24 protein-coding genes, 2 pseudogenes and 1 riboswitch are annotated in these 22746 nt (G+C 47.3%); of the genes and pseudogenes, 12 read left to right on the top strand and 14 right to left on the bottom strand.

Annotated elements, in window-relative coordinates:
• Positions 1-5 precede the first annotated feature (5 nt).
• The 6 genes from ACTTK7_RS06475 (at position 6) to ACTTK7_RS06450 (ending at position 4089) form a co-directional block, all read left to right on the top strand.
• The gene (locus ACTTK7_RS06475; protein ID WP_462866747.1) at positions 6-404 is read left to right on the top strand and encodes a hypothetical protein; all 399 of its coding nucleotides are present in this window, start codon (positions 6-8) and stop codon (positions 402-404) included.
• A 1-nt stretch (position 405) separates the two neighbouring features.
• Entirely contained in the window at positions 406-1425 is a 1020-nt protein-coding gene (locus ACTTK7_RS06470; RefSeq protein WP_462866746.1) for a peptidoglycan recognition protein family protein, read from the top strand.
• A gap of 12 nt (positions 1426-1437) precedes the next feature.
• Positions 1438-1869, top strand: coding sequence for a phage holin, LLH family (locus ACTTK7_RS06465; protein WP_462866745.1), 432 nt, complete (start codon positions 1438-1440; stop codon positions 1867-1869).
• 553 nt (positions 1870-2422) lie between these two features.
• Positions 2423-2590: a hypothetical protein gene (locus ACTTK7_RS06460; protein WP_462866744.1), complete on the top strand. Its 168-nt coding sequence runs from the start codon at positions 2423-2425 to the stop codon at positions 2588-2590.
• Between the two features lie 199 nt (positions 2591-2789).
• Positions 2790-3038 carry a hypothetical protein gene (locus ACTTK7_RS06455; RefSeq protein WP_462866743.1) on the top strand — a complete coding sequence of 83 codons (249 nt, stop codon included), beginning with the start codon at positions 2790-2792 and terminating at the stop codon, positions 3036-3038.
• A gap of 244 nt (positions 3039-3282) precedes the next feature.
• Complete coding sequence (locus ACTTK7_RS06450) at positions 3283-4089, top strand: glycerophosphodiester phosphodiesterase (RefSeq protein ID WP_462866741.1); 807 nt, start codon at positions 3283-3285, stop codon at positions 4087-4089.
• 128 nt (positions 4090-4217) lie between these two features.
• Here ACTTK7_RS06450 and ACTTK7_RS06445 read toward each other — a convergent pair whose 3' ends face one another.
• The 6 genes and pseudogenes from ACTTK7_RS06445 to ACTTK7_RS06420 form a co-directional block, all read right to left on the bottom strand.
• On the bottom strand, positions 4218-4991 hold the full coding sequence (locus ACTTK7_RS06445; RefSeq protein WP_462866740.1) for a Cof-type HAD-IIB family hydrolase: 774 nt from the start codon (positions 4989-4991) through the stop codon (positions 4218-4220).
• An 82-nt stretch (positions 4992-5073) separates the two neighbouring features.
• Entirely contained in the window at positions 5074-5964 is an 891-nt protein-coding gene (locus tag ACTTK7_RS06440) for a YihY/virulence factor BrkB family protein (RefSeq protein WP_462866900.1), read from the bottom strand.
• An 82-nt stretch (positions 5965-6046) separates the two neighbouring features.
• A pseudogene (locus tag ACTTK7_RS06435) lies at positions 6047-6955 on the bottom strand (right-handed parallel beta-helix repeat-containing protein); the annotation flags it as partial.
• A 41-nt stretch (positions 6956-6996) separates the two neighbouring features.
• Positions 6997-7308 (bottom strand): DUF1565 domain-containing protein, encoded by a 312-nt coding sequence (locus ACTTK7_RS06430; RefSeq protein WP_462866738.1) that lies wholly within the window; start codon positions 7306-7308, stop codon positions 6997-6999.
• A 136-nt stretch (positions 7309-7444) separates the two neighbouring features.
• A complete protein-coding gene (locus ACTTK7_RS06425) occupies positions 7445-8419 on the bottom strand; it encodes a DUF4003 family protein (RefSeq protein ID WP_462866736.1) in 975 nt (324 codons plus the stop codon).
• A gap of 57 nt (positions 8420-8476) precedes the next feature.
• Positions 8477-9772, bottom strand: a complete 1296-nt coding sequence (locus ACTTK7_RS06420) for a protoglobin domain-containing protein (RefSeq protein WP_462866735.1) — start codon at positions 9770-9772, stop codon at positions 8477-8479.
• 114 nt (positions 9773-9886) lie between these two features.
• On the opposite strand from ACTTK7_RS06420, the gene ACTTK7_RS06415 reads away from it, so the two are divergent.
• Positions 9887-10108 carry a hypothetical protein gene (locus ACTTK7_RS06415; protein ID WP_462866733.1) on the top strand — a complete coding sequence of 74 codons (222 nt, stop codon included), beginning with the start codon at positions 9887-9889 and terminating at the stop codon, positions 10106-10108.
• 72 nt (positions 10109-10180) lie between these two features.
• Here the strand turns inward: ACTTK7_RS06415 and ACTTK7_RS06410 are convergent, their stop codons facing one another.
• From ACTTK7_RS06410 to ACTTK7_RS06400, 3 genes and pseudogenes are all read right to left on the bottom strand, one after another.
• A complete protein-coding gene (locus ACTTK7_RS06410) occupies positions 10181-10666 on the bottom strand; it encodes a macro domain-containing protein (RefSeq protein WP_462866731.1) in 486 nt (161 codons plus the stop codon).
• 85 nt (positions 10667-10751) lie between these two features.
• Positions 10752-12104 carry a 5'-deoxyadenosine deaminase gene (locus ACTTK7_RS06405; RefSeq protein ID WP_462866729.1) on the bottom strand — a complete coding sequence of 451 codons (1353 nt, stop codon included), beginning with the start codon at positions 12102-12104 and terminating at the stop codon, positions 10752-10754.
• A gap of 38 nt (positions 12105-12142) precedes the next feature.
• Positions 12143-12240, bottom strand: a riboswitch (purine riboswitch).
• A 59-nt stretch (positions 12241-12299) separates the two neighbouring features.
• Positions 12300-13049, bottom strand: a pseudogene (locus ACTTK7_RS06400) (SDR family NAD(P)-dependent oxidoreductase).
• Between the two features lie 191 nt (positions 13050-13240).
• Here ACTTK7_RS06400 and ACTTK7_RS06395 point away from each other — a divergent pair.
• On the top strand, positions 13241-14131 hold the full coding sequence (locus ACTTK7_RS06395; RefSeq protein WP_462866727.1) for an SDR family oxidoreductase: 891 nt from the start codon (positions 13241-13243) through the stop codon (positions 14129-14131).
• A gap of 73 nt (positions 14132-14204) precedes the next feature.
• Positions 14205-15032, top strand: coding sequence for an STAS domain-containing protein (locus tag ACTTK7_RS06390; protein ID WP_462866725.1), 828 nt, complete (start codon positions 14205-14207; stop codon positions 15030-15032).
• 74 nt (positions 15033-15106) lie between these two features.
• Here ACTTK7_RS06390 and ACTTK7_RS06385 read toward each other — a convergent pair whose 3' ends face one another.
• Positions 15107-15472, bottom strand: coding sequence for an IDEAL domain-containing protein (locus tag ACTTK7_RS06385; protein WP_462866724.1), 366 nt, complete (start codon positions 15470-15472; stop codon positions 15107-15109).
• Positions 15473-15574: 102 nt separating this feature from the next.
• Positions 15575-15985 (bottom strand): RrF2 family transcriptional regulator, encoded by a 411-nt coding sequence (locus ACTTK7_RS06380; RefSeq protein ID WP_462866722.1) that lies wholly within the window; start codon positions 15983-15985, stop codon positions 15575-15577.
• 238 nt (positions 15986-16223) lie between these two features.
• On the opposite strand from ACTTK7_RS06380, the gene ACTTK7_RS06375 reads away from it, so the two are divergent.
• The 3 genes from ACTTK7_RS06375 (at position 16224) to trhO (ending at position 18214) form a co-directional block, all read left to right on the top strand.
• Entirely contained in the window at positions 16224-16490 is a 267-nt protein-coding gene (locus tag ACTTK7_RS06375) for a hypothetical protein (RefSeq protein WP_462866720.1), read from the top strand.
• A 165-nt stretch (positions 16491-16655) separates the two neighbouring features.
• Positions 16656-16916, top strand: a complete 261-nt coding sequence (locus ACTTK7_RS06370; RefSeq protein WP_462866718.1) for a holin — start codon at positions 16656-16658, stop codon at positions 16914-16916.
• A 323-nt stretch (positions 16917-17239) separates the two neighbouring features.
• The gene (gene trhO, locus ACTTK7_RS06365) at positions 17240-18214 is read left to right on the top strand and encodes an oxygen-dependent tRNA uridine(34) hydroxylase TrhO (protein ID WP_462866716.1); all 975 of its coding nucleotides are present in this window, start codon (positions 17240-17242) and stop codon (positions 18212-18214) included.
• Between the two features lie 46 nt (positions 18215-18260).
• Here the strand turns inward: trhO and ACTTK7_RS06360 are convergent, their stop codons facing one another.
• From ACTTK7_RS06360 to fdhF, 3 genes are all read right to left on the bottom strand, one after another.
• Positions 18261-18950, bottom strand: coding sequence for a phosphatase PAP2 family protein (locus ACTTK7_RS06360; RefSeq protein ID WP_462866715.1), 690 nt, complete (start codon positions 18948-18950; stop codon positions 18261-18263).
• Between the two features lie 109 nt (positions 18951-19059).
• On the bottom strand, positions 19060-19596 hold the full coding sequence (locus ACTTK7_RS06355; RefSeq protein WP_462866713.1) for a helical membrane plugin domain-containing protein: 537 nt from the start codon (positions 19594-19596) through the stop codon (positions 19060-19062).
• Positions 19596-22550 carry a formate dehydrogenase subunit alpha gene (gene fdhF / locus ACTTK7_RS06350; protein ID WP_462866711.1) on the bottom strand — a complete coding sequence of 985 codons (2955 nt, stop codon included), beginning with the start codon at positions 22548-22550 and terminating at the stop codon, positions 19596-19598. The genes ACTTK7_RS06355 and fdhF overlap by 1 nt, the downstream gene beginning before the upstream one ends.
• Between the last annotated feature and the right edge of the window lie 196 nt (positions 22551-22746).

The following is a 22746-nucleotide window of genomic DNA, read 5'->3' as shown; positions in this document are numbered from 1 at the left end:
GTTATGTGAGAAACGTACCTTTGTTTGAACCGTTCATCTTCGTCATGGTCGCGCTGGAAGCAATCACCCTGGTGTCGTTTGATTTTTTCAGCCAGAACTCCGAGTTTTACCAGCTGATGACGGCCATCATGCCCCAGGGGGCGTGGGGGCTGTTGTGCTTTCTGGCGGCATTCAGCCAGGGCATCGGCTTGCTGTTAAATGTTCGGGCGTTCCGCTACATCGGCCTCGGGCTGAGTGGCGTGTTTTTTGTCTTTTTGTTTGTGATTAACACGACGGAGTTTCCTAATTTAATGACCGGCATCACCTTAACCATTGCGGCATTTTGTTTTGTCTCGACGGCGTTTGTGAGCAACACCGATACCAAACAGCGTCCAAGCGACGCGATCTTAGAGGAGGACAAGTAATATGGCAAAAGTCATTGATCGACGCAGACATGCCTTCGGGGGCAACAACAAGCGTTCCCTCAGCCGTATCAAGTACATTGTGCGGCACTGCTCGGCGACCACGAGCGGTAATACGCAAGCTTTCGAGCGCTATTGGAGAGGTACGCTGGGATGGAGTTCCGCCGGTGGCTATCATTACGTGATACTGCGCGATGGCACCATTCAGCGCAACTACAACCTGAACGTCATCACGAACGGCGTGAAGGGCTACAACACGAAGTCGGTGCATATCTGCCTGGTCGGGATAGACAGCTTCACAAAGGCGCAGGAGAAATCCTTCATGGAGTTGTATCTTGACCTGAAAGACGAACTCAATCTTCCGGTAAGCCGACTCAAAGGGCACCGTGAATTCCCGCGCGTGTACAAAACCTGCCCGGGCATTGATATGGACGTGGTACGCTCCGCAGCTCGCAGGGGGCAAGCGGTTGGTGGCAGCCGGGTCGCCAGTGCTTCCACAACGAAAAGCAGCACGCCAACGTACAACGGCGAATCCTTTGCGGATTTCCACAGCAACTGGTGGATGAAGCAAGGCAACGACGTAAAAGAGATCCAGCAGCTGCTGAACGACCTCGGTTACAAAGCCGGCAAAGCCGACGGGGTGTTCGGCCAGAACACCCTGGATGCAGTACGTGACTATCAGGACGACAACGATATTTCTCATAGCGGAGCGACGTATTATGGCGTGCCCGGGCCGCAGACGCTGCAAGCGATGCGGAAAGATGCGAAAGACAACCGCAGCGGTCTTCCGAACGGGATCCTGAAGCGAGGAGATCGTGGCAATGACGTTCGCAAGGTGCAGCAAGCCCTTACCCGCGTGTACTTCTACCCGAACAAGGCTGCGAAGAACAACGGCGTCGATGGAATATATGGCGCAAATACGGAAGATGCCGTCCGTCGCTTTCAGCGCGTGCACGTGCCCCATGAAGTCGATGGCGTATATGGACCGACTACCCGCAAAGCACTCACCAAAGCATTATCTTAATGGAGGGATAACATGGATGTACTCACGAACAGCTTAGTGGAAATCGCACTCACGTTACTGGGACTCGCAGGGTCGGCGTTGCTGGCGTTTGTTACGCCGCATTTGAGAAAATGGATCAAGACACTCAAAGAGAAAGATGACCTCGGCATTGTCGAGACGTTAGCGGCACGCGCCGCCGAACTGGCAGAAGAACGCTTCAAAGGCGAAGCCGGCGCGGAAAAGTTTGAGCGTGCCGTGGACATCGTCAATGGCATGCTCAGCAAGTACAACATCACCGTCGATGAGGAGGTGGTTCGCTCGAACATTCAGAAAGGGTACAACCGGTTTGTGAAGCAGGAAGGCAAAGACCCGTTGGCGGACCTCGAAGAAGCGTTCACAGACTATGAAACGGAAGAAGAACAAGGCGCACCTATTTATAGGGAAGAAACGGAACAAGAAGCCTAAAGACGAACGTGGTACACTTTTGCTATCGAAGCCCGGGTTCGGCAAAGCCCGGGCGGGTACATAAAAAGACCCCGCCGGAAGAAGCGGGGCAAGTAAGCAGTAATGTCATCCAGGAAGTAGATGACGTGGTTTCATTATAGGAGACTTGTTGATTGATACAAGAGGACACACGTTTGGGTGATATTTCCACCTACCCCACTTGGGGCAGAGAGGGGGCAGAATTTCATTATTTCTGCCCCAACTTCCTGTTTTTCATTCGTTTCTATCGACAAAACGCCTGTCCTTATCGGTTTTTGTTCGGTACCTTTCGTTCGCATCAGCGTCTCCCGTCAGCCTCCTAAGCTGTAGGTCGCAGGTTCGAATCCTGCCTAGGGCGCCATAATATATAAGTTACCCCCGGGCCCAGGCCCGGGGGTTTATTGTTTCATCCGGTCCGGTCTAAAAGTTGCCTTAGAGAAAATATGTGTCTAAAAGCGAAAAAGGTTTGAAATGACCGAACGCATACATTAAAATTAAATTAAAGATTCTGACAAAAAGCGGGAAGGGAGCTAAAATGATTATTATTGTTTTATCCCTGATGTTGTTTGCTGTGCTCACGTATCTGTTTTATGGACTGTGGACCACGGGTGCAGATGCAAAAGAAAACAGGCAGCTTTGTTCCCTGCTATACGGAAGCTCGCTGCTTGCGCTTGTCCTGTTAAATACCTCCATGCTTTTGTGAAACTCCGCCCCGGCGGAGTTTTTTGTATTTCTTAGGTCTAAGCTCATAAATAAAACGAAAAATGATTAAAGCCTGTATCATCTTTGAGGTGTATAATATAGGCTGATAATTAGAAGCTTATATAAAATGAATGGATCTGCGGCAGGGGGCTGCATTCATAGCATTATTTATCATATAGAACGCAATTGGAGTGGGGGACATGGGGAAATTTTATGCAATTATTACAGTGATTGGTCTGGGGATTGCTGGTCTGTTTGGATACCATTGGTATGATACAGAATCGAGCATTCAGACGATTCAGATGCACGAAGAGGTCACCAGCTTATCAAAAGAAACAAACGTATCTTCGGGCTTATCTTCCTTTTCGCCGAACGGCAGCGGGGAAATGCGTTACTTTGGTATCAGTGAAAGATATATTCTGTCTAAAAAAACGCAGAATAATAATTAAAATAAATCTGATCATAAAAGGCTGTTTGAAGGCCATTCAATTTTTATAGAAAACGTTAATGGTTGATTTTCAAAGCCCGTAATGTGAATATATAACTAAGAGAAGCTTAGACTGCAGATAGGATTTATGAAAAGCAGGCGAAGGAAGCAGAAAAGTACGATTATAACCGGCAAGTAGGGCATCGACTGGGTCCTGCTCTCACAGAGTGGGTTTTATACGGTTATGTGCAGGGAGGAAAGATATTTTGACTTCAATTATAGCGCACCGGGGAGCTTCAGACCGCCGCCCGGAAAACACCATGTCGGCTTTCCGCCAGGCTGTCACAGACGGGGCAGATGCCATTGAAACAGACGTGCAGCTGTCAAAAGACGGGGTTCCGGTACTGATCCATGATACGCTGTTGAAACGTACGACCGGTGCTTCCGGAAGCGTTCATGAATATACATACAAAGAACTGCAGGATTTAAGCGCGGGCGCGTGGATGCATAAAAGGTACCGAAAGGAAAAAATCGTCAGTCTGGAGCAGCTTCTGCGGGAAACAGGCATGGAGGAAATGAAGCTTGTGCTCGAATTAAAAAATTCCAACATTGCTCATAAAGGTCTTGAAGAAGCCGTGATTAACCTGCTGAACGACTATGAGAAAATAGAATCAGCTACAGTGTCAAGCTTTAACCACCGGTCGATGGCCTATGTCCGGGAGCTGTCCGAAGAGGTCAATATCGCTATCCTTTACGCGGTGCACCTGTATCGCCCGTGTGAATACGCGAAAATCGTCGGGGCTACAGAGCTTCATCCTCATTATCGCACGATCGATAAATCCTGGATTGACGATGCTATTAATTCGGATCTCGAAGTCATTCCTTATACTATTGATAAAAAAAGCGGCTGGAAAAAAGCAATAGATGCCGGCGTCACGGGGATTATTACAAATAAACCAAAGGCTTTTCAGCAGTATTTGTATCCCCCTGAGCAGGAACCGAAGCCTTCGGAACAAACGGAACAGTCAAAACTATCAGAACCATCGAATCAAAAAGAAGCTTATACAGATTAGAGCTTCTTTTTTTAGGGGTAAATATAATTTCATTTACCGAAATTGTTTCATTGCTTATTAAAGAAAAAAAGCCGCCTTTTTTTCAAAGGGGCTTCCTGTTATTATTTGCTGTTAATAACCCCGGGGTGCTACAGCAGGCCTACTTTTTCCAGGCCGCGTGCAATGCCGTCGTTGCCCACGTCAGCCGTAATATGGCGGGCGTAGCTTTTAACCTCATCTGGAGCGTTTCCCATGGCAACGCTGTTTGGCACGTACTGAAGCATTTCCACATCGTTGTAATTATCTCCAAAGGCATAGCAGTCCTCAAGCGCAATACCGGCTTCAGCGATTAGGTTTTTGATGCCGTTTGCTTTAGATCCTCCAGGAGGGATAACGTCGAGTGAGTAAGGGTGCCAGCGCACAAACCGCAGCTCCTGCATCTGATCTACATAACGGTCTTCCTCGTCTTCCCGGGCAAACAGAAGGGCCTGATAAATATTGTTCTGTTCTGCAAACGAAGCATCAAATTCGGGATGCTCTACGCCGAGCGTCGTAATGCTGTCATGAATATCATGATGGAATTCAATATTAGCTTTCATGGCACTGCTGCCCATAAATACAATCGGATGCTCTTTTTCAGCAGCGAAGGACTGCAGAGAATGAAGTTTTGCGGTTGGAATCGTGTTTTGATAAATAGCATTTCCATTATATTTCACAAATTGACCGTTAAACGAAATAAACGTGTGGATATCGAGCTCTTCCCGGAGATCGTCGAACAAATAAGGGGCTCTTCCAGTGGATATCGCGATTTCATGGCCTTTACTCCGGAGCCTCTGAATAGCATCTCTGGTAGAAGCCGGCAGCTGTTTATTTTCATCGTACAGCGTTCCGTCGATATCGAAAAAAATCATTTTTTTACTCATGTATGGGCTCTCCTTTTCTACACTTTTGCCTGTTTAGTATACTACAATCACTCACGTTCTACCAATGCAGAACCGGGAGAGGTTAATAGTAATCATGAAGCAGGGGGGCGGGATGTTTTCTTTTCCTCTGTCGGTAGATAAGAGCATTAATTTCTCCCCCGGTGACTAGAATCAGTCCCACCAGAAAAAGCCACAGCATCAGCACAATGACGCCGCCAAGGCTGCCATACGTGGATGCGTAGTTGGCGAAGTTGTTGACATAAAAGGAAAATCCAAGCGAAATTACCTGCCAGAGCAGCGTCGCTGTCATTGCCCCCGGCAGAACAGACCAAAAAGGCATATTATTGTTTGGTGCAAGATGGTAAAGCATGGCGAGAATGACGGAAGTGATCGAAATAGTAATAAGCCAGCGCAGAAGCTGCACAAGAAAAACAGTATCCTCCGGAACATAAATAAATGATTGCACTGCCGATAAAATTAAATTGCCGAACACGGGCAGAAAGAGCGCAATAATAACAGAAAGCATTAATCCAAAGGTTAAACCGACAGATAACAGCCGCACCTTGAAAAAGGATCGCGTTTCGATAACATCATAAGCTCCGTTCACCGCCTTGATAAAAGCATTCAGCCCGTTGGAGGCTGTCCATATTGTGCCAATAACCCCAATGGTAAGCAGTCCGTTGCTCGAGCTGTTTATCGTATCTTCAATCGTGTCCTGGAACAGAGAGGCAGCCTCTGCAGGAACGAACTGGTACAAAAGTGTTACAGCCCGGTCAGCATCGATATTAAAGTAAGGAAGAAGTGATAGAAACAAAATAAGCAGCGGAAAAATGGACAAAAGGTAATAAAACGCCTGCTGAGCAGCAAGACCGGCAGCGTTGTCCTTCATTAATTCTGAGAATAAATTTTTAATAAAAGCAGTTACGCTTTTGATACTATCACTCCTTCGGACGGTTCTTCTGTCATTATACAATAGGCTGGAAATAGAAAGAGAAAAACCTGTGCACAGCTGCTGCACAGGTTTTGCACATTGGGCCCCGCAGCTGTAAGAGCTGCTACTCAGTTTCTTCAGAAGAAGAGGAGGGGGCATCCTGTTCGATATATTGCTGGAATGTAACAAGATCCCTGAATTCACGCCCCTCCCACTTCCATTCAGCTCTGGAGGAAGAAGGGAAGGAATTATCCTTCAGGGTAACATAGCTGCTGATGTCTTCAGTGGCATCAATATAAAATCCGTTGAATGTAGAGCCTTCAAAGTCGTTATTGATGACGCTTAAATGTCGTATGGAGGACTGGATGTGCAGCTGGGCGGAGTCCCGGCTGCCGTGCGCATTTTTCCAGGTGTTTTCTGAAAAAGAGACGCGGCTGATTGGGCGTTGAGCAGGTCCCTGAACCAGAGCCGTTCCAGCCGACGTCTGGTCCCGCCATACGTTATTTTTGAACGAAAGGTCCTCTGTTTCTGCAAAGGAGGTGTTACGGATAAATGTCCCAACAGACCCTCCACTTATAGTGTTATGTGAAAAAGTGACCTCATCGGCCCCCTCGATTGCGACAGCCGGATCGGTACTTCTGTTCGAGGAATTAATAATATTGTTTTTCACAACACCTCCGGACGGGGCTCGGCCGTTTACTTCTCCGGGAACCGCCTGAAGATCGAGAGAGGTTCCGGATGTTTTCTCAAAGCGGTTGTGGGAAACTGTAAACGAAGCTATGTTTCCCTCGAGTGCAAAGGCTGGGGCATGCTTCCATCTTTCGACAGTATTGCCGCTTATGATCGTGTCCTCGTGAATGCTGTCTGCATCTGAGCTGGCTATATGGACTGCTGCCCCAGGCTCTTCTTCCGCTTTTTGAGACGATATAAAACGGTTATCAAGTATTTGAAGGGCCCGCGTTTCTCCGGAGGAAGCAATCACAGAGGCCGTATTTTCCTGATGGAAGGTAAATTTTTTAATCGTTATGTATTCGGTATCTTCTAAAGAGAAAAATGGCTGATCACCAGCGTTTTTTAAATGAACGTTTTCATTTTTAAACGGACGGTGATGGGAAGCTGTTCTTCACCCTGTTGGCTCACGTTCACATTTTCCTGATAAGTGCCTTCCCTTAAATAAATAGTATCACCGGCTTCTGCGGTATCAACGGCCTTTTGAACAGACTGAAAAGGTGCATCGATAGTGCCGTTTTGCTCATCATTTCCTGAAGGGGAGACAAATATTTCCTTATCGCTCTCGCCGGAATCAGCAGAAAAAGGAAGCATGCCGCAGCCGCTTATAAATAGTAAGAAAAAAAGCATTGTAATAAAAGAATAAAAACGTGGCATCTGAATCCCCTCCCTGCGAACTGATGAGACGTTGAATGTATGTAAATAAGCAGAAACTATCGTAGCACAATTGTAACAATTGCAACAGTTATAAATTGGAAGAAGGCGCACGGGCAGTGTGCGCCTTCAGTTTGTTTTAAAGGGTTATCGCCGTTGAAGCAGAAGTTGAGGAATTCAGTGCCTGCAGAGCCACAGCCCGCTGGGCGTCGATTAATGCTTGAGGCAGGCTTTCGCCTTGTAGAGAAGCGTGACGGGCCACAGCAATCTGTATGGAGATATGAACCGCAAAATGCTGAAACCGCCGGAACTCACTTTGCTCAGCGAGCAGGGCATGAACGCTGCGGGCATCATCAATAATGGAAGAAAAAGAAGCTGTAAATCCGAGCACTCCGAGGAGCGAGTAATAGAACGGACGTATGTGCCACTGTCCGGACTGCCAGTGGCCAAGAATGTCATCAAAACGTTCAAAGTATGCAGCTTCGTTTATACTTTCGAGATTCAGAGCGGCTAAAAAGGAAAGGTACTGAAGCTGAGTTCCTTTTTTAAAGTCCCGTTCGAGCAGCTGGTGATGGGCGCTGTTCATATGCTCAATCATCTGTTCCTTGTTTCCGGGAAACTGATGAATATAAAGCGTATGCAGAGGATAATAATCCGCGCTTGTTAAATCTGGAAAGGATTCCTGCAGAAACTCGTACCAGGCATTAAACGCCGGCACAGCTGAAAAATCGTCCCGAAAGAAGGTGTAATATGATAAAGCGGCAGCGTACGTAGAAGTGCCGCGCCCCCACGGTCCTTGAACCAACTGGCTGTACAGCTGCTTAAAACCGCTCCAGCTGTCTCCGGGGTTCTCAGCCAAACAGTCAAGCATACCAGCGATTGGAAAGCGCTGGTGGGAGCGCAGCGGTGAAAACCAGCTGTTGTTCTTTTTAATCGTCTGCTGGAGACGGTCAAACCGCTCAATATCAAACGACTTGTGGTGCAGGGAATACATCGATGCCATCAGCATGAACATGCGGGCGTCCGAATGATGCCAAGGATATTTTTTCTTTAACGCCCCGTAGGTGTTTAAATACTGCTTTGTAATATCTGTAGGCTGTTCCTGAGATTCCATCTGAGGGCCTCCTTTTCTCTGGCTATAGTGTAAGTATAGCATGAGAACAGGGGGTAATTATTCCCGGGTTAAATCATGGAGGGAAGAGACAGAGCTGCCTACCCGGGAAATGGCCTGTTCGACTTCACGCAGCTCCTGGATAAGCGAATGAACTTCTGCCTCAGTCTCATTGCTCTGCTTTCGGCTTTTTGCCATTTCCTGCACGATACCGTCAAACATGCTGTTAATTTCATGGACCCGTTTTGTGCCATCACTAATCTGATTGTCCGCGTTTTCAATATGATTGCTCACAAGCTGGATCTGGTCATTTGTTTTCCGGACAAGTTCAGATACGGTATCCACTGACTTTTTTGTTTCACCGGAAAGCTTACGGACTTCTGTAGCTACCACTGCGAATCCGCGGCCGTGCTCGCCGGCCCGGGCAGATTCAATGGAAGCATTCAGGGCCAAAAGATTCGTCTGCTCAGCAATCCCGGTGACGATGTTTGTGATATCATCAATTTTAGCGGCAATTGCTTTAAGTTCCCCTGTTTCCGTGCGCATAAAATCCATGAGCTCCTGGAGGCTTTTCATATGCTTTCCGTGCTGTTCGAGCTCGTGCTTGCCTTCCTCGGACTGGGAAGCGGCCCCGGAGCTGCTCTTAACATTTTCTTTTGAAATGGTAACGACCCTGTTGGAAGTCGCAGTAAGCGAAGCCACAGAGGTATTTGTCTGGTTAAAAACCTCCCGGAGCGAGCGGGTGGTGACAGAAATTTGCTCATGAAGATGGTCTTTCACAGCCTGCTGTTCTTTGTGAAGCGTAAGGTGAGCCTCCTCGTAGGCTTCAAGTACAAGCTGCTGCTCGAGGTTAATGATTTTCGTAACTGCAAGAACCGCTGGAAGAAAATCAGCCCGGCTGGTAAGGTGCTGGTCGACAAAATGAAGGATGGACTGCTCCATATCTTGAAATGAAGACATGTACCATTTTGGCAGAAGGCCGATATGTAAATGAACCTGGGCAATCTTGAGCCGCTTTTGAATAAAAGTATCCTCCATCGTCCCCTGAAACATTTCCTGCACGTGGACAGCAAGCGTCCGGCTCAGCCGTTCGACCGAGCTGTGCTCTTCAATGATAGCGCGCAGGCTTGGTTCATTCTTAAGATTGCGGTAAAAGGCTTCAACAATAGCTTCGATGTTTTCAGCAATGACTGGCTGAAGTTCGGAAAGTATATAGAGGTCATGGTCGGTTAGATGAATCAGCTGGAGCTGACGGTGCAGATCGCTCCCGGGGGAAAGCCTGATCCGGCTGCCGGAATGGGCGTCCCCTGGAAATTGTGAAGCTGGTGCAGATGATGGTTTTGCTGAAAACAGCATATTAATAGCCTCCCGGTGCAATAAAAGTATGGGTGATACATTAATTCTTATATCGGCTGAAGAATTATTAATATTCATGAAGAACTAAAAATTTTTAGGAGGCAGGGATAAAATATGAAAAACAAAAAGATGTGGATAGCAGGGCTGTTGTCGCTTTTAATTCCAGGGGCGGGACAGGTGTATGTTAAAAAATATCTCTGGGCGGTGTTATTTTTTGTGCTGTACGCAAGTCTGCTCGTTACGGTGTACGTGCCGTCCATTTTCGTGGCTGCCATTGCTGTTGTTCATGCTGTGCAGACTGCAGGCCGGCAGGAAGCAGAAAGCACAGGGAAATAAAGGAGAGGGGCAGGTTTGAAAAAAATTATACGAGAAGCCCCGGGGTAAAAACCCCGGGGCCCTGCATCTGCGCTATTCGGCTTCAAGCGCCTGAATGAACGTTTCATCCATATCAACAGCGATAAATTGAATTTCCCGTATATTGTGCAGCAGCTCCCGATAGTAAATCGCGACAGTGTCAGGATCAAGGCCGCCGGTGGCAGTTCCGAGAGCCGGAAGGGCGACCCGGTAGATGTGATTCTCCTGGCAGTAGCGTATTAACGACTGCAGACAGGAATAAACCACGTCGTAGTTCGACTTTTCCGCCGGGGCTTCCATCGTCACTAAATGAAGGATGGCTTCATACGGGAGAGTGGCAGCCGTGGTCGCGTAAAGCTCGCCGCGCTTCGGCCCGTGCTCTTTGCAGTAGGCTTCTGCTTCCTGTTCAATAGTCTCTCCGCCAGCTTTTTTGATGGCAGCGGCAACGCCGCCGCCCATCGATCCCTCCCCGTTTGCAGCATTACAAATATAATCGACATTGGTGACAGTGGTAATATCTCCTCGTTTTGCACTAAGCATATCTTCTCTTCCTTTCCTTCTGCGCTATTATTCCGTCATCAGCATATCAGAATTTCCAGCTGGCAGGGAGGAGATTGCTCATAATTTATGCAAAAGAATTCGACATATACCGGGAGGCCCGGTGGAATAACTGCTTTGCTTCTTTGTTTGCATTACTAAGCACGTCATTTTTATTCATGGTCTGCATATTGCGGTCTTTCATTACAATCCGGCCGTTCACGATGGTGGTTTCCACCTGATCCTTGGAAGCGGCGTAGACGATACGGGAGTATGGATCTGCTCCTTCACTCGGATACGTATGAAAATCATAAAGATTGAGAATGGACAAATCTGCTTTTTTGCCAATTTCAATACTCCCAATTTCCTGGTCAAGGCCGACCGCTTTCGCGCCTTCGATAGTTGCCATGCGAAGAACCTGTCTGGCATTCATGGCGGTTGGGCCATAGGAGGGTTTATGAATGAGACCAGCCATTCTCATTTCCTGAAACATGTCGAGCGTGTTGTTGCACGGGGAGCCGTCGGCGCCGAGACTGACATTATGATGGTGATCAAGCAGGTCCGGGATCTCTGCGAATCCGGAAGCAAGCTTCATATTGGAGCTTGGACAGTGGCTGATATGAGCGCCCTTTTGTTTAATGATCTGCTTTTCATGGTCATCGAGCCAGACGCAGTGGGCGAGAATAAGGCGCGGATGCACAAGGCCAAGATGATCTAAATATGTCACATTGCGCATACCGGTATCAGCTTCAACAATTTCTATTTCTCCCTGGCTTTCTGAAGCGTGTGTATGCACATACGCCCCGTAATGATTGGACAGCCGGGAAACTTCGCGCAGCAGCGGTTCAGAGCAGGAGACAACAAACCGTGGTGAAAATGCGTATCGTATTCTATCGTTATCCCGCCCGTTCCATTTTTCATACAAATCGGCGCTTTCCTGGACGGACTGGTCCGTTGTTTCAAGCAGGGGAGCAGGCATTTCATCCCCCTTATCCATCATAACTTTGCCGGATAGAGCCCGGATGCCGGAAGCTTCTATGGCTTCGAAGGCAGCGTTTGTATGATGGACTGTTTCCATGTCGACGATTGTGGTCGTGCCGCTCCGGATCAATTCGCCGATGCCGAGCATCGCTGATGCGTAGATAGAATCGGGAGTGTGGGCAGCTTCCATTGGCCATATGCGTTCCTTCAGCCAATCCATCAGCTGAAGATCATCCGCCTGGCTGCGAAACAGCGCCTGGCACAGGTGAATATGAGTATGGATAAAGCCGGGAAGTATGGTTCGTCCATAAGCTTCGATTACTTTTTCTCCCGGGTAGGGGGTTAAAGAAGGACGAATTTCTTTAATGCATTCATTTTCGATACGCATGTCTCCAAGTACGATGTCATTGTTTTCATTCATCGTCATAATTTCAGCCTGCCGGATTAAGATTGTGGTCATTGTAAACACCCCTTTATAAGCATAAAAAAACGAAGAACGCCCTAAGAGACGTTCTTCGTAGTTGGAAATTACGGTTTCCAGTAGAAACGTTCAACCCAATTGTTGAATATATACGAAGGGTAAATAGTAATACCTGCATCGTACCGGGGAATGAAAAAAACTTCAATAGTGCTGGAAGATAATATGACAAAAGATTTATTGGGCGGTGTATCCTCCGTCTACGAGCAGGTTTGCCCCGTGAATAAATGAGGCATCATCACTGGCTAAAAAGTAGACAACAGAAGCGATCTCTTCGGGTTTGGCTAATCGGCCGATTGGATGCATACTGGCAAGCTGCTGCAGAGTCTCTTCATCGAGGCTTGATTGAACAAGAGGGGTTTCGACATAACCTGGGCAAACAGAGTTGACACGGATATTCTTTTTGGCATATGTCACTCCCAACGTTCTCGTCAGGTTAACTACGCCGCCTTTCGCTGTACTATATGAAGTAATGGAATCACTGCCTACATGGCCGAGTATGCTTGCATTATTAATGACTTTACCGCCGCCGTCCTGGGTGAGCATTTGCTCGACAGCGTACTTGTCAGTTAAAAATACACCGTTTAAATTGACATCCATCAGTTTTTTCTATTCCTCGTAGCTTAGTTCATGAATAGGCTTTGTGTCCCCGATACCTGCATTGGCAAAAACAATATCTACCGAGCCGAACTGGTTGGCGGTCTCGCGGATCATTCGGGAAACATCATCTTCGGAAGTAACATCAATGTGCATGTATTTGACGTTTTTATGGTTGTCCTTCAATTCCTGCTCGAGTGCTTTGCCAAGTTCATCATTGATATCGGTTATAACGACAGATGCTCCTTCATCGGCGAGCCGGCGTACCGTTGCCTCTCCAATACCGGAAGACCCTCCTGTGACGATTGCTGTTTGATTTTGCAGTTTCAAAAAATCCCTCCCTTTTTCAATTAGAAGTATTAAGATTTTCATTCACTGTACAGCTTCTATTTCTTTTATGAATATTCCTGTTTATTCCAAAAAAGAAAGAGAATTTTCAGGAAATGTACAGTACAAAGAGTGAACAATAGCGGCAATGGGTATAGGAAAAGCAACAAAACTATTCCAGAGGAGAATAAACTATGGAGAAAACAGCCATCATTACCGGAGCAAACACCGGAATGGGATTCGAAACAGCGAAACAGCTTGCCGTGAAGGGATTTAATGTCATCATGGCCGTGCGGGACGAAAAGCGCGGAGGAGAAGCCATGAGGCAGATAAAGGCCAGTACCGGAGCTTCATGTGTGCGGGTGATGCGCTGTGATCTGTCCTCTCTTCAGGATATACATACCTTTGTGCGTCAGCTCGAACAGATCGTCCCCTGTGTGGATGTACTGGTTAACAATGCCGGCGTCGTATCACTGAAAAGAGAGCTTACCGAAGACGGTTTTGAAAGCATGATCGGCGTGAATCATCTGGGACACTTCGCCCTGACACTGCAGCTTCTGCCTCTTCTTGAATGTTCGGCAGAAGAGGCACGCATCATCAATGTTTCGTCAGGAGCCCACAAATATGGAAGCATTCATTTTCCGGACCCTCATTTAACCAGGGGATACGGCACATGGAAAGGGTACGCCCAGTCAAAGCTGGCAAACGTTTTATTTACATACGCCCTTGCTTCCCGTCTCGAAGGGACAGATATTCGTGTTAATGCCCTGCATCCAGGCGGGGTAAGTACCATGCTTGGAGTGGACCGGTCTACAGGCTTTGGGCGCCGTATTCATCAGGCTATCCGGCCGATGCTTCGCACAGCTGCAGAAGGTGCGGAAACATCGGTGTATCTTGCCGCTTCCCGTGAAGTGGACGGCGTGCATGGCCGATACTTTATTGATTCTTTTGAAGAAGATACTGCTCCTCATGCCCGTGATAGAGAGCTTCAGGAAAAGGTATGGGAATGGAGTATGGACCAGACGAATGTGGAACGACTGCTGGAGGCGGAGTGGATTGATAGATTAAAACGCGAAAATCAATAAGACAGCTTTATTTTTTTGATTATGTATTTTAAAATATATTAAATACAGGAAATGACAGAAAGGATTATTGGCGTTGAGTAAACAACTGTACAATTTCATGTTAGACAATGCAGAAGAGATCGTGACTACATGGATGGAAGATATTGAAGCGCAGTCGGAAGCTATCTACCCGAACGATGCCGACCGTAGGGAGGCATTCCGGGGACGACTCAAGGGGTTCATTCAGGAAACGGCAAAAGCAGTAATAGGGGAAGAACCGTCACTTACTGACTGGGCGCAGCTCACAGCGATGGACGGGCTTGAAAACCAGGGGCCGAGGTTTTATTCGGTAGAGTTTTTCAGAGTCGGGCGTGTTGATCTCTGGAAGCGTCTGTCCACCTATTTTAAAGAACGGGGGGACGAGATTTCCCCGCTGCAGGTGGCTGAATGGGCAGAGAAGATTCAGTCGGTGTTTGAAAAGGGGCTGGAGCTTGTAAACCAATACTACTATCAGATGAATGAAGCCCAGCTGGAGGCACAGCAGCAGATGATGGTGGAGCTGAGTGTGCCGATCATTAAATTAATAGGGGATATTGGTGTCCTCCCGCTTGTCGGAGATATTGATACACACCGGGCGAAAATGATTGAAGATGTGACTCTTACAGAGGTGGCAAAGCTTGAACTCGATGTCCTGATCATTGATATGTCCGGAGTGCCGATCATCGATACAATGGTGGCTCAGCAGCTGTTTAACCTGCATCACGGGCTGAGTTTAATCGGCACGGAAATCATTATTACCGGCATTCGCCCGGAAATTGCAGAAACAGCCGTTCGGCTTGGGATTGATTTCAGTAAAGTAAGAACCTTTGCTCATCTGCAGCAGGCCCTCGAACAGAAGATGAATATTCAAATTAAGGAATAACAAACATACAGATGCAAAAAAGCCCTTCGCAGTAAATCTGCAAAGGGCTATTGTAGTAAATATGCCGGAATTTCCTAGTACTCGCTGTAATTCGACAGCGCGTAGGAGGAATCGTTAGACGAGCGGACATTTGCTTTATTATTCAATTCGGCAGTGAGTTCCAAAAACCACTGTTTATCATTGGTGACCAATGCAAGATCAATCAGGTCATACAATTCATCTTCTGAAACAGGCTGTACGGTATTCAGCTTGCTTACTTTATGGAGCAGCAGTTCAGCTGATTTTTCCATTATATCCTGATTATCAGAGGAGATGACTTTTACTTTAATTGTTTGATAAGATTCTTCAATTGCTTCTACATAGCCTACAACCAATTCACCATAAATGGTGGTTCCTCGAACCCAATCTCCTACCGAAATAATATCGTTTGTTGGTAACATTCGCGTAACCTCCTAAGGATTACCTATTAATTAATAGTGTTGTAATCTGAATTATCTATAACTATACATTTCCCTGTTTTTGATTGCAAAAACATTGCTCAGTTAATTTGTGATACATTTTTTCAGCATGTCGGCAATAGTAAACTGATCAAGGTGTTCTCCAAAAACATGTTCACCCTCCGAAAAAACACTGCCCAGCACATATTTCATGTTAGCCCCAACGGAGCAATCGGGATTTTCATCCGGGCACCGGGGCTGCAGAGTGCCTTTTGATGTGATCTGGTATACATCCCACAATGTGATGGACTCTGGAGGATGGGAAAGGACAAAGCCTCCGCCCGCGCCTTCCTTGGACTGAATCAAATCATGCTGCTTCAGCAGGCTTAACACCTTACGGATCCGGACCGGATGCACAGAGGCACTTTCAGCAATGAAAGTGCTTGAGGCAGCTTTCTCCGGCTGATGGGCGAGCAGCGTCAAGCTGTGTACAGCTAAAGAAAAGTGGCTGTTCATACGTATCTCTCCGGGTAAAAAGAATTGTTAATGTTTATACTGTAATTATAAATATTACAGTTTTGTTTGTCAACTTTTGATGCCTGTGGAAAATAGACGGAAGCTGCCCGGTACGGAGAAATATTATCACCGTTCTGGCCAACTCGTTATGATTCATAAGCCTTTTCGTGTTATAATATACTTCTATTCATGCATTGTACTTTTCCGTGTCATTGATCCTATGAAAAGGAGTGAAGACATGAAAACATTTGAAGAGGTGGTCCGTACTTTAGCGGACATTGAAATGCAGTCTGTTGCTCAAACGAGATCAAGACACGAATTCCAGAGCGAACGTGAATACTATTCCCATTTTCTCCGTAATAAAGACCTTTCCTTTTATTTGGAAACGGTTGAAGAGATGTACCCCTTAGAGGCGAAGAAATACGGAGCAGAGGAAATCGTGCGTGGAATGGCTGAATATATCGAGGCAGGCGCCATGCCTGCGCGAGAACCGCTGACTGAATAAAGGGGAAGCGGAAGACAAAAAGCCAAATTAAATAGTATATACACAGGGTCCGGATTATACCGGGCCTTTTTTATTTTTTGTAAATTCAACTTAAAAAGACGGTTTAAAAACAGAGGCATACATGCCTTTTGCAGGGAGAATAAAAACAAAGAGGAGGCGGAGAAAATGGAAGTCAGTCCGGAATTTCTTCTGTACATGTCATTCATCGGTACGGCAAGTACGGCACTGATGCAGCTGTTAAAGCAGGCGCTCCCGCTGCCGAAAAAGTATATCCCCCTTCTCACGCTCGGGATCGGGGCAGCCCTGGCACTTGTTCCTTTTCCGTACACGAATGCTGTGCTGGCAGAACGCGTATGGGCAGGAGTGCTTGCTGGACTGGGAGGCACCGGGATTTTTGAAAATGTGCAGAAAAGCAGAAAACAGTAAAATAATCTGCTGAAAACTGAAAGAGGACACAGATAGAGAAGGAAAAACCAATTCTCTCCTCTTGTTCAGAAAACTTTTTCATTTGCGGGTACAGGAAAATTTTTATATAATATGTCTGCGCACAACAAGAATCCCCCGCTTGCAGCAGGGGATTTTTATTGAGGTTTTGTTATGCTTTTTAAATAACATGGGCGCTGTGTGGGCGTTTTTCATAAAAATTTAAAAGGGCATGAAACAAAACCCTTGTGTGACAAGGCTTCCTGATTGCAAGACAGGGAGTCAGGAATGTATCTTGCAAATATATTCCGGATAGGTGAGAACAAATGACAGAAGAAAACCAATCGTACCGGGTGCTACTGTATTACAATTACACGTGCGTGGAAGACCCTGAGACCTTTGCCGCGGAGCATCTGGCTTTCTGTAAAGAGCTTGGGTTGAAGGGGAGGATCATTGTTGCGGAAGAAGGCATTAATGGTACTGTTTCCGGCACTGTAGAACAGACAGAAGCATACATGCAGGAGCTGACAGGGGACGAACGTTTTAAAGACACTGAATTCAAGGTGGATTATGCTGATGGACACGCATTCAAAAAAATGCATGTGCGTCCGCGTTCAGAGCTGGTGTCGCTGTATCTTGAAGATGACATCAATCCAAATGAACAGACTGGTGAACACCTGAGCCCGAAGGAGTTTTACGAGGCGCTTCAAAGCGACGAAACCATCGTTCTTGATGCCCGAAACGATTACGAATATGATCTCGGGCATTTCCGGGGAGCCATTCGCCCGGATATTAACGCCTTCCGGGAGCTGCCGGACTGGGTGAGGGAAAACCGGGAAAAGCTTGAAGGTAAAAAAATATTAACCTATTGTACCGGAGGCATCCGCTGTGAGAAATTTTCCGGGTTCTTGAAAGAAGAAGGATTTGAAGATGTGGCGCAGCTGCATGGCGGCATCGTTTCCTACGGAAAGGACCCTGAAGTAAAAGGAGAGCTCTGGGACGGAAAATGCTACGTGTTTGACCAGCGTATCAGCGTGCCGATCAACCAGGTCGAGCATCGCGTAATCGGCAGGGATCATTTTGACGGGGAACCGTGCGAACGGTACGTTAACTGTGCGGATCCTGACTGCAATAATCAAATCATTTGCTCTGAGGAAAATGAGCATAAGTATATGAGAAGCTGCACGATAGAATGCATGACTCATCCAAGGAATCGTTATATGGAAGAGCAGGGGCTGACAGCAAACGATGTGCAGGAAAAAATCGAAGCGAGAAAAGCAGAACAGATGCAGAACGCATAAATACAAATAAATGAAGCCTCCGGCGTCTTTGTGCCGGGGGCTTCATTTAGGTTTGTCTGCGGTATTTGTTCCAAAGCGTAAGCTCGAGGGCAATGATGCAGATGAGCAGCCAAAATAAGCCGGCTGAAATGCCTGCGAGCACATCTGTAAAGTAATGAACGTCCAGAAACATACGGCTGACGGCGACAAGCAGAGCAGCGAGCGCCAGCAATACTCCGAATACCCACTTCCATACAGTAGCCAGTGTACTTCGGATAACGAGATAGGCGAGAAAACCGTAAAAAGTAACAGCGCCTGTAGAATGACCGCTCGGGAAGCTGTATCCGGTCCCATCATAGGCTGCGAGCACTTCCGGGCGCTGCCGGGAGAAAAAGTTTTTTAAAATAGTGGTGATGATGCTGATGCCTATCATATTTACGGCAAAATAAACAGCAGTCCATCTGCTGAAAGATGAAAAAAACAACAGATAGATTGTGGTAAGTGCGGCACCGACTGTCAGCCAGGTTACCGATCCGGCCTCCGTAATCACTCCCATCGCAGACTGAAGGATATCAGTGTTGAGCGCTGATACAATATTTTGAGCTGTTTGATCGATCCGAAACGTTTCCTGTTCGAGTACTTCTTCACCCATCTCGAGAAATAAAAAAGCAGTCGTAAACAGTGCGAGCAGACCAGCAATGATAAGTATCCACGAACTTTTTGGTACATCGGACAGTTGAAGATCCTTGAAAGACAATGACATTTGCTCCCTTAGTTTATTTTCAAATCTATTCCCTTTAGGATAATGTTTTTAAACAAAAAGCTCCAGGCTGCGAGGGGCAGCCTGGAGCGTTGGATAGTGACGGTTAAACCTTTGTTTTTGGCTTCCTGTCTTCCTGTTCTTTTTCCATTTCGGGTTTGCCGGTTTCGCCCATGCCGCGCATAAAAGCAATGCCGAGCGAAAGCGTATGATTTACTTCCGGGTCCCGGAGCAGTTTTAACAATTGGAAAATGTTCACGGTTTGTTTTTCCTGTTCTTTTTCCTCTTCCATCTTAGCCACGCGTTCGAGCCCTTTATTTAATTTCAAGAGGAGCGGCTGCATGCTTTCGATATCGAGTTTGCCGGCTTCACCGGCGAGAAGAAGCAGGTTTTTGATCATGTTGGTGCTTCCTTCGGTGTTCATCGCATTTACCGCCACATTTAACACTTTATCCCCCTCGCTCAGAAGGCCATTTGCCATATCAAGCAGCCCGGACTCATCAAGAAGGTTCGCAGTGCGCATCATCTTTTCCAGGCTTTCTTTGTTATCAAGCAGCTGGGACTGGAGCTCTTCCATGTCCCGCTGTTTGATTTCTTCTTCGGAGAATTTAAGCTTCTCAATATGAGTTATGCGCTCAGCCATTAGCGGTTCTCCTTTCTCACCATGTCGCCAGGGAAGATGTAGTCATTACGTTTCCATTTCCGTTCGACTTCAACACCGTTCTGAGGGTTAGGATTTCCGTAACGGAAATTGTTTTTTGGCATTGGTGCTTCGCCGTCCGTGCTGAGTATTTCCATGAATACCTGTGCTTCTTTGTAGGCCGGTGTATCTGTATCCTTATCCGCTTCACTGCTCGTGAGACGGTTGATTGCCGATTCACCGGAATTATTCATTGGAATGTAGAGCTGTTTTTCTTTTACACGGTCAGTCACAAGCGCCTGGATGCGAACAGCCCCGTACGGCGATTTCAACCGCACAAGCGCTCCGCTTTCAAGCCCGCGTTCTTCGGCGAGTTCCGGAGAAATCTCAACAAAGTTATCCGGTGTTTTCAGTGTAATGCCTTCCGTTTTGTACGTCATGTTGCCTTCGTGGAAGTGCTCAAGCATCCGGCCGTTGTTCACGTGCAGGTCGTATTGTTCACCGAAGGCCTGCGGCTCTGTCCAATGGACCGGATAGAATCTCGCTTTGCCGTTCGGGAACTGGAAGCGGGACTCGTAAAGCAGTGGTTCATCCTTGCCTTCTTTTGTTACAGGCCATACGAGGGAGTCATATCCTTCGAGCCGCTCGTAGGATACTCCTTCAAAGAATGGAGAGAGGGAGGCTGCTTCTGCCATGATTTCAGACGGGTGGTCGTAGTTCCAGTCTGCTCCCATCCGGTTGGCCACAAGCTGCAGGATCTCCCAGTCCGGCTTGGAATTGCCGAGTGGATCGAGGGCTTTATACAAGCGTTGAATGCGGCGTTCAGTGTTTACAAATGTGCCGTCTTTTTCAAGACTTGGACTCGCCGGAAGTACAACGTCCGCAAATTTCGCCGTTTCGGATAAGAAAATATCCTGGACCACGAAGAAATCAAGCTTCTCAAAGCCTTGCTGCACGTAGTTAATGTTAGAATCTACAAGCGCCATTTCCTCGCCTTTCAGGTAGAGGCTGCGGAGACGGCCTTCATGCATCGCGTCCACCATTTCATGGTTCGTCATGCCGATGTCACTGGAGAGCTCTGTGTTCCAGCCCTGTTCAAACTTGCGGCGGACGTTTTCGTCTTCCACAGACTGATAGCCCGGGAAAAGATTCGGCGCACTGCCGAAGTCTGTAGCGCCCTGGACGTTATTATGTCCGCGAAGCGGGTAGGAGCCGGTGCCATGACGGCCGTAGTTGCCGGACACAAGCAGCAGATTTGAGATCGCGGTACTCGTATCCGCGCCGCCGGAATGCTGGGTAACACCCATCGCCCACAGGGCACAGGTAGTGTCTGCTTCGTGAATGCTCTCGGCGATACCAATTAATTCTTCGCGGGAAAGACCGGTCTGCTCCACAGCATAATCGATGGTGTACATTTCGAGCTCTTTAACAAAGTCGTCGTAGTAATCCACACGTTCGTTAATGAACTCTGTATCCTCCCAGCCCTGGTCGATAATGTATTTCGCTACTGCGTTCAGCCATACAAGGTCCGATCCCGGCTTAGGCTGAATAAACATGTCCGAGCGCTCCGCCATTTCGTGCTTTCTGATGTCGGAGACGATCAGCTTCTGGTTGCGCAGCTTATGGGAGCTTTTAATTCGTGTGGCAAGAACGGGATGGGATTCGGAGGTGTTTGTCCCGACCGTAATAATAAGCTCCGCGTTTTTAATATCCTCTATCGTCCCGGTGTCCCCGCCGTAGCCGACTGTACGGAAGAGTCCCTCGGTAGCAGGGGTCTGGCAGTACCGGGAACAGTTGTCAATATTGTTTGTGCCCATGACGGAACGGGAGAGCTTCTGCATCAGATAGGACTCTTCGTTCGTGGTCTTGGAAGAGCTGATAAACGCAAGAGCATCGTTGCCGCTTTCTTCCTTAATGGAAGTAAAGTTTTTCTGGATAACATCTAAAGCATGCTCCCACGTGGTTTCGACAAACTGGCCGTTTTCACGGACGAGCGGATTTTGGAGCCGTTCTTCGCTGTTAACGAAATCCCAGCCGAATTTGCCTTTCACACAGGTGGAAATGCCGTTTGCCGGAGCTTCTGCCTGCGGCTCAATTTTCAGGATTTCACGGTCCTTCGTCCAGACATCAAAGCTGCAGCCCACTCCGCAATAAGTACAAACTGTTTTCGTTTTTTCAATCCGGTCGTCGCGCATTTGGGACTCCATATTAGAAAGAGCCAGAATCGAGCTGTAGCCGGTTTCGACATCCTTAGTGATATCGATCATCGGACGGAGGGTGTCTTCTTTAAGGCCAGTCATGTAGCCGGCTTCGCCTTCCATATTTGTTTCAATTAATGCGTTACACGGACAGACGGTCGAGCAGTGGCCACAGGACACACAGGAGGATTCGCCGATAGGAACATCGTTGTCCCAGATGACGCGGGGGCGTTCGCGTTCCCAGTCGATGGAAAGGGTCTCGGTCACCTGGACGTCCTGACAGGCTTCAACACAACGTCCGCAGAGGATGCACTGATCCGGGTCATAGCGGTAGTGCGGGTTCGTATAGTCTTTTTCATACGGTTTTGTTTCAAAAGGAACGCTCTGGTGTTCAACACGCATCGCTTCTACCGTGTTATGGATTTCACAGCCGCCGTTATTGTAATCACATACCGTACAGTACAGCTCGTGATTATGCAGAATCCGGTCCATCGCAATTTTTTGAGCCTGATCGACATCAGGAGTAAGTGTTTCAATGACATCATCTTCTTTAAATTCGGTGGAACAGGCACGGACAATTTCTCCGTTCACCTTCACCATACAGGTGTCACAGGTTTCAATCGCACCTAGGCTCGGGTGATAACAGACGTTCGGCACTTCTTCATTAGTGCCGCGCGTGTAATCCAGGATGGTAGAGTCATCCGATACTTTGCGCTCAGTGCCATTCATCGTTACTCGAATAATCGACAAAATAATCATCCTTCCATTTTGGAAATAAATTTGGACTAAAGGAATAAAAAAGTAGTGGACGGTAGATGAATGCAGCACTCGCTTATGTAAGAGTCAAGGGAGTGCACCTTTATTTTAGAGATTACAGAGAAAAATGTAAAAAAATAATAAAGGTATACTTCCACACTTCCACGAAACTAGAAACTTAAAACAATATTTTAATAAT

The sequence above is a fragment of the Marinococcus tarijensis genome, from assembly GCF_054971385.1.
The sequence above is the reverse complement of the archived record's forward strand: the minus strand, read 5'-3'. Positions and strand labels throughout refer to the sequence as shown.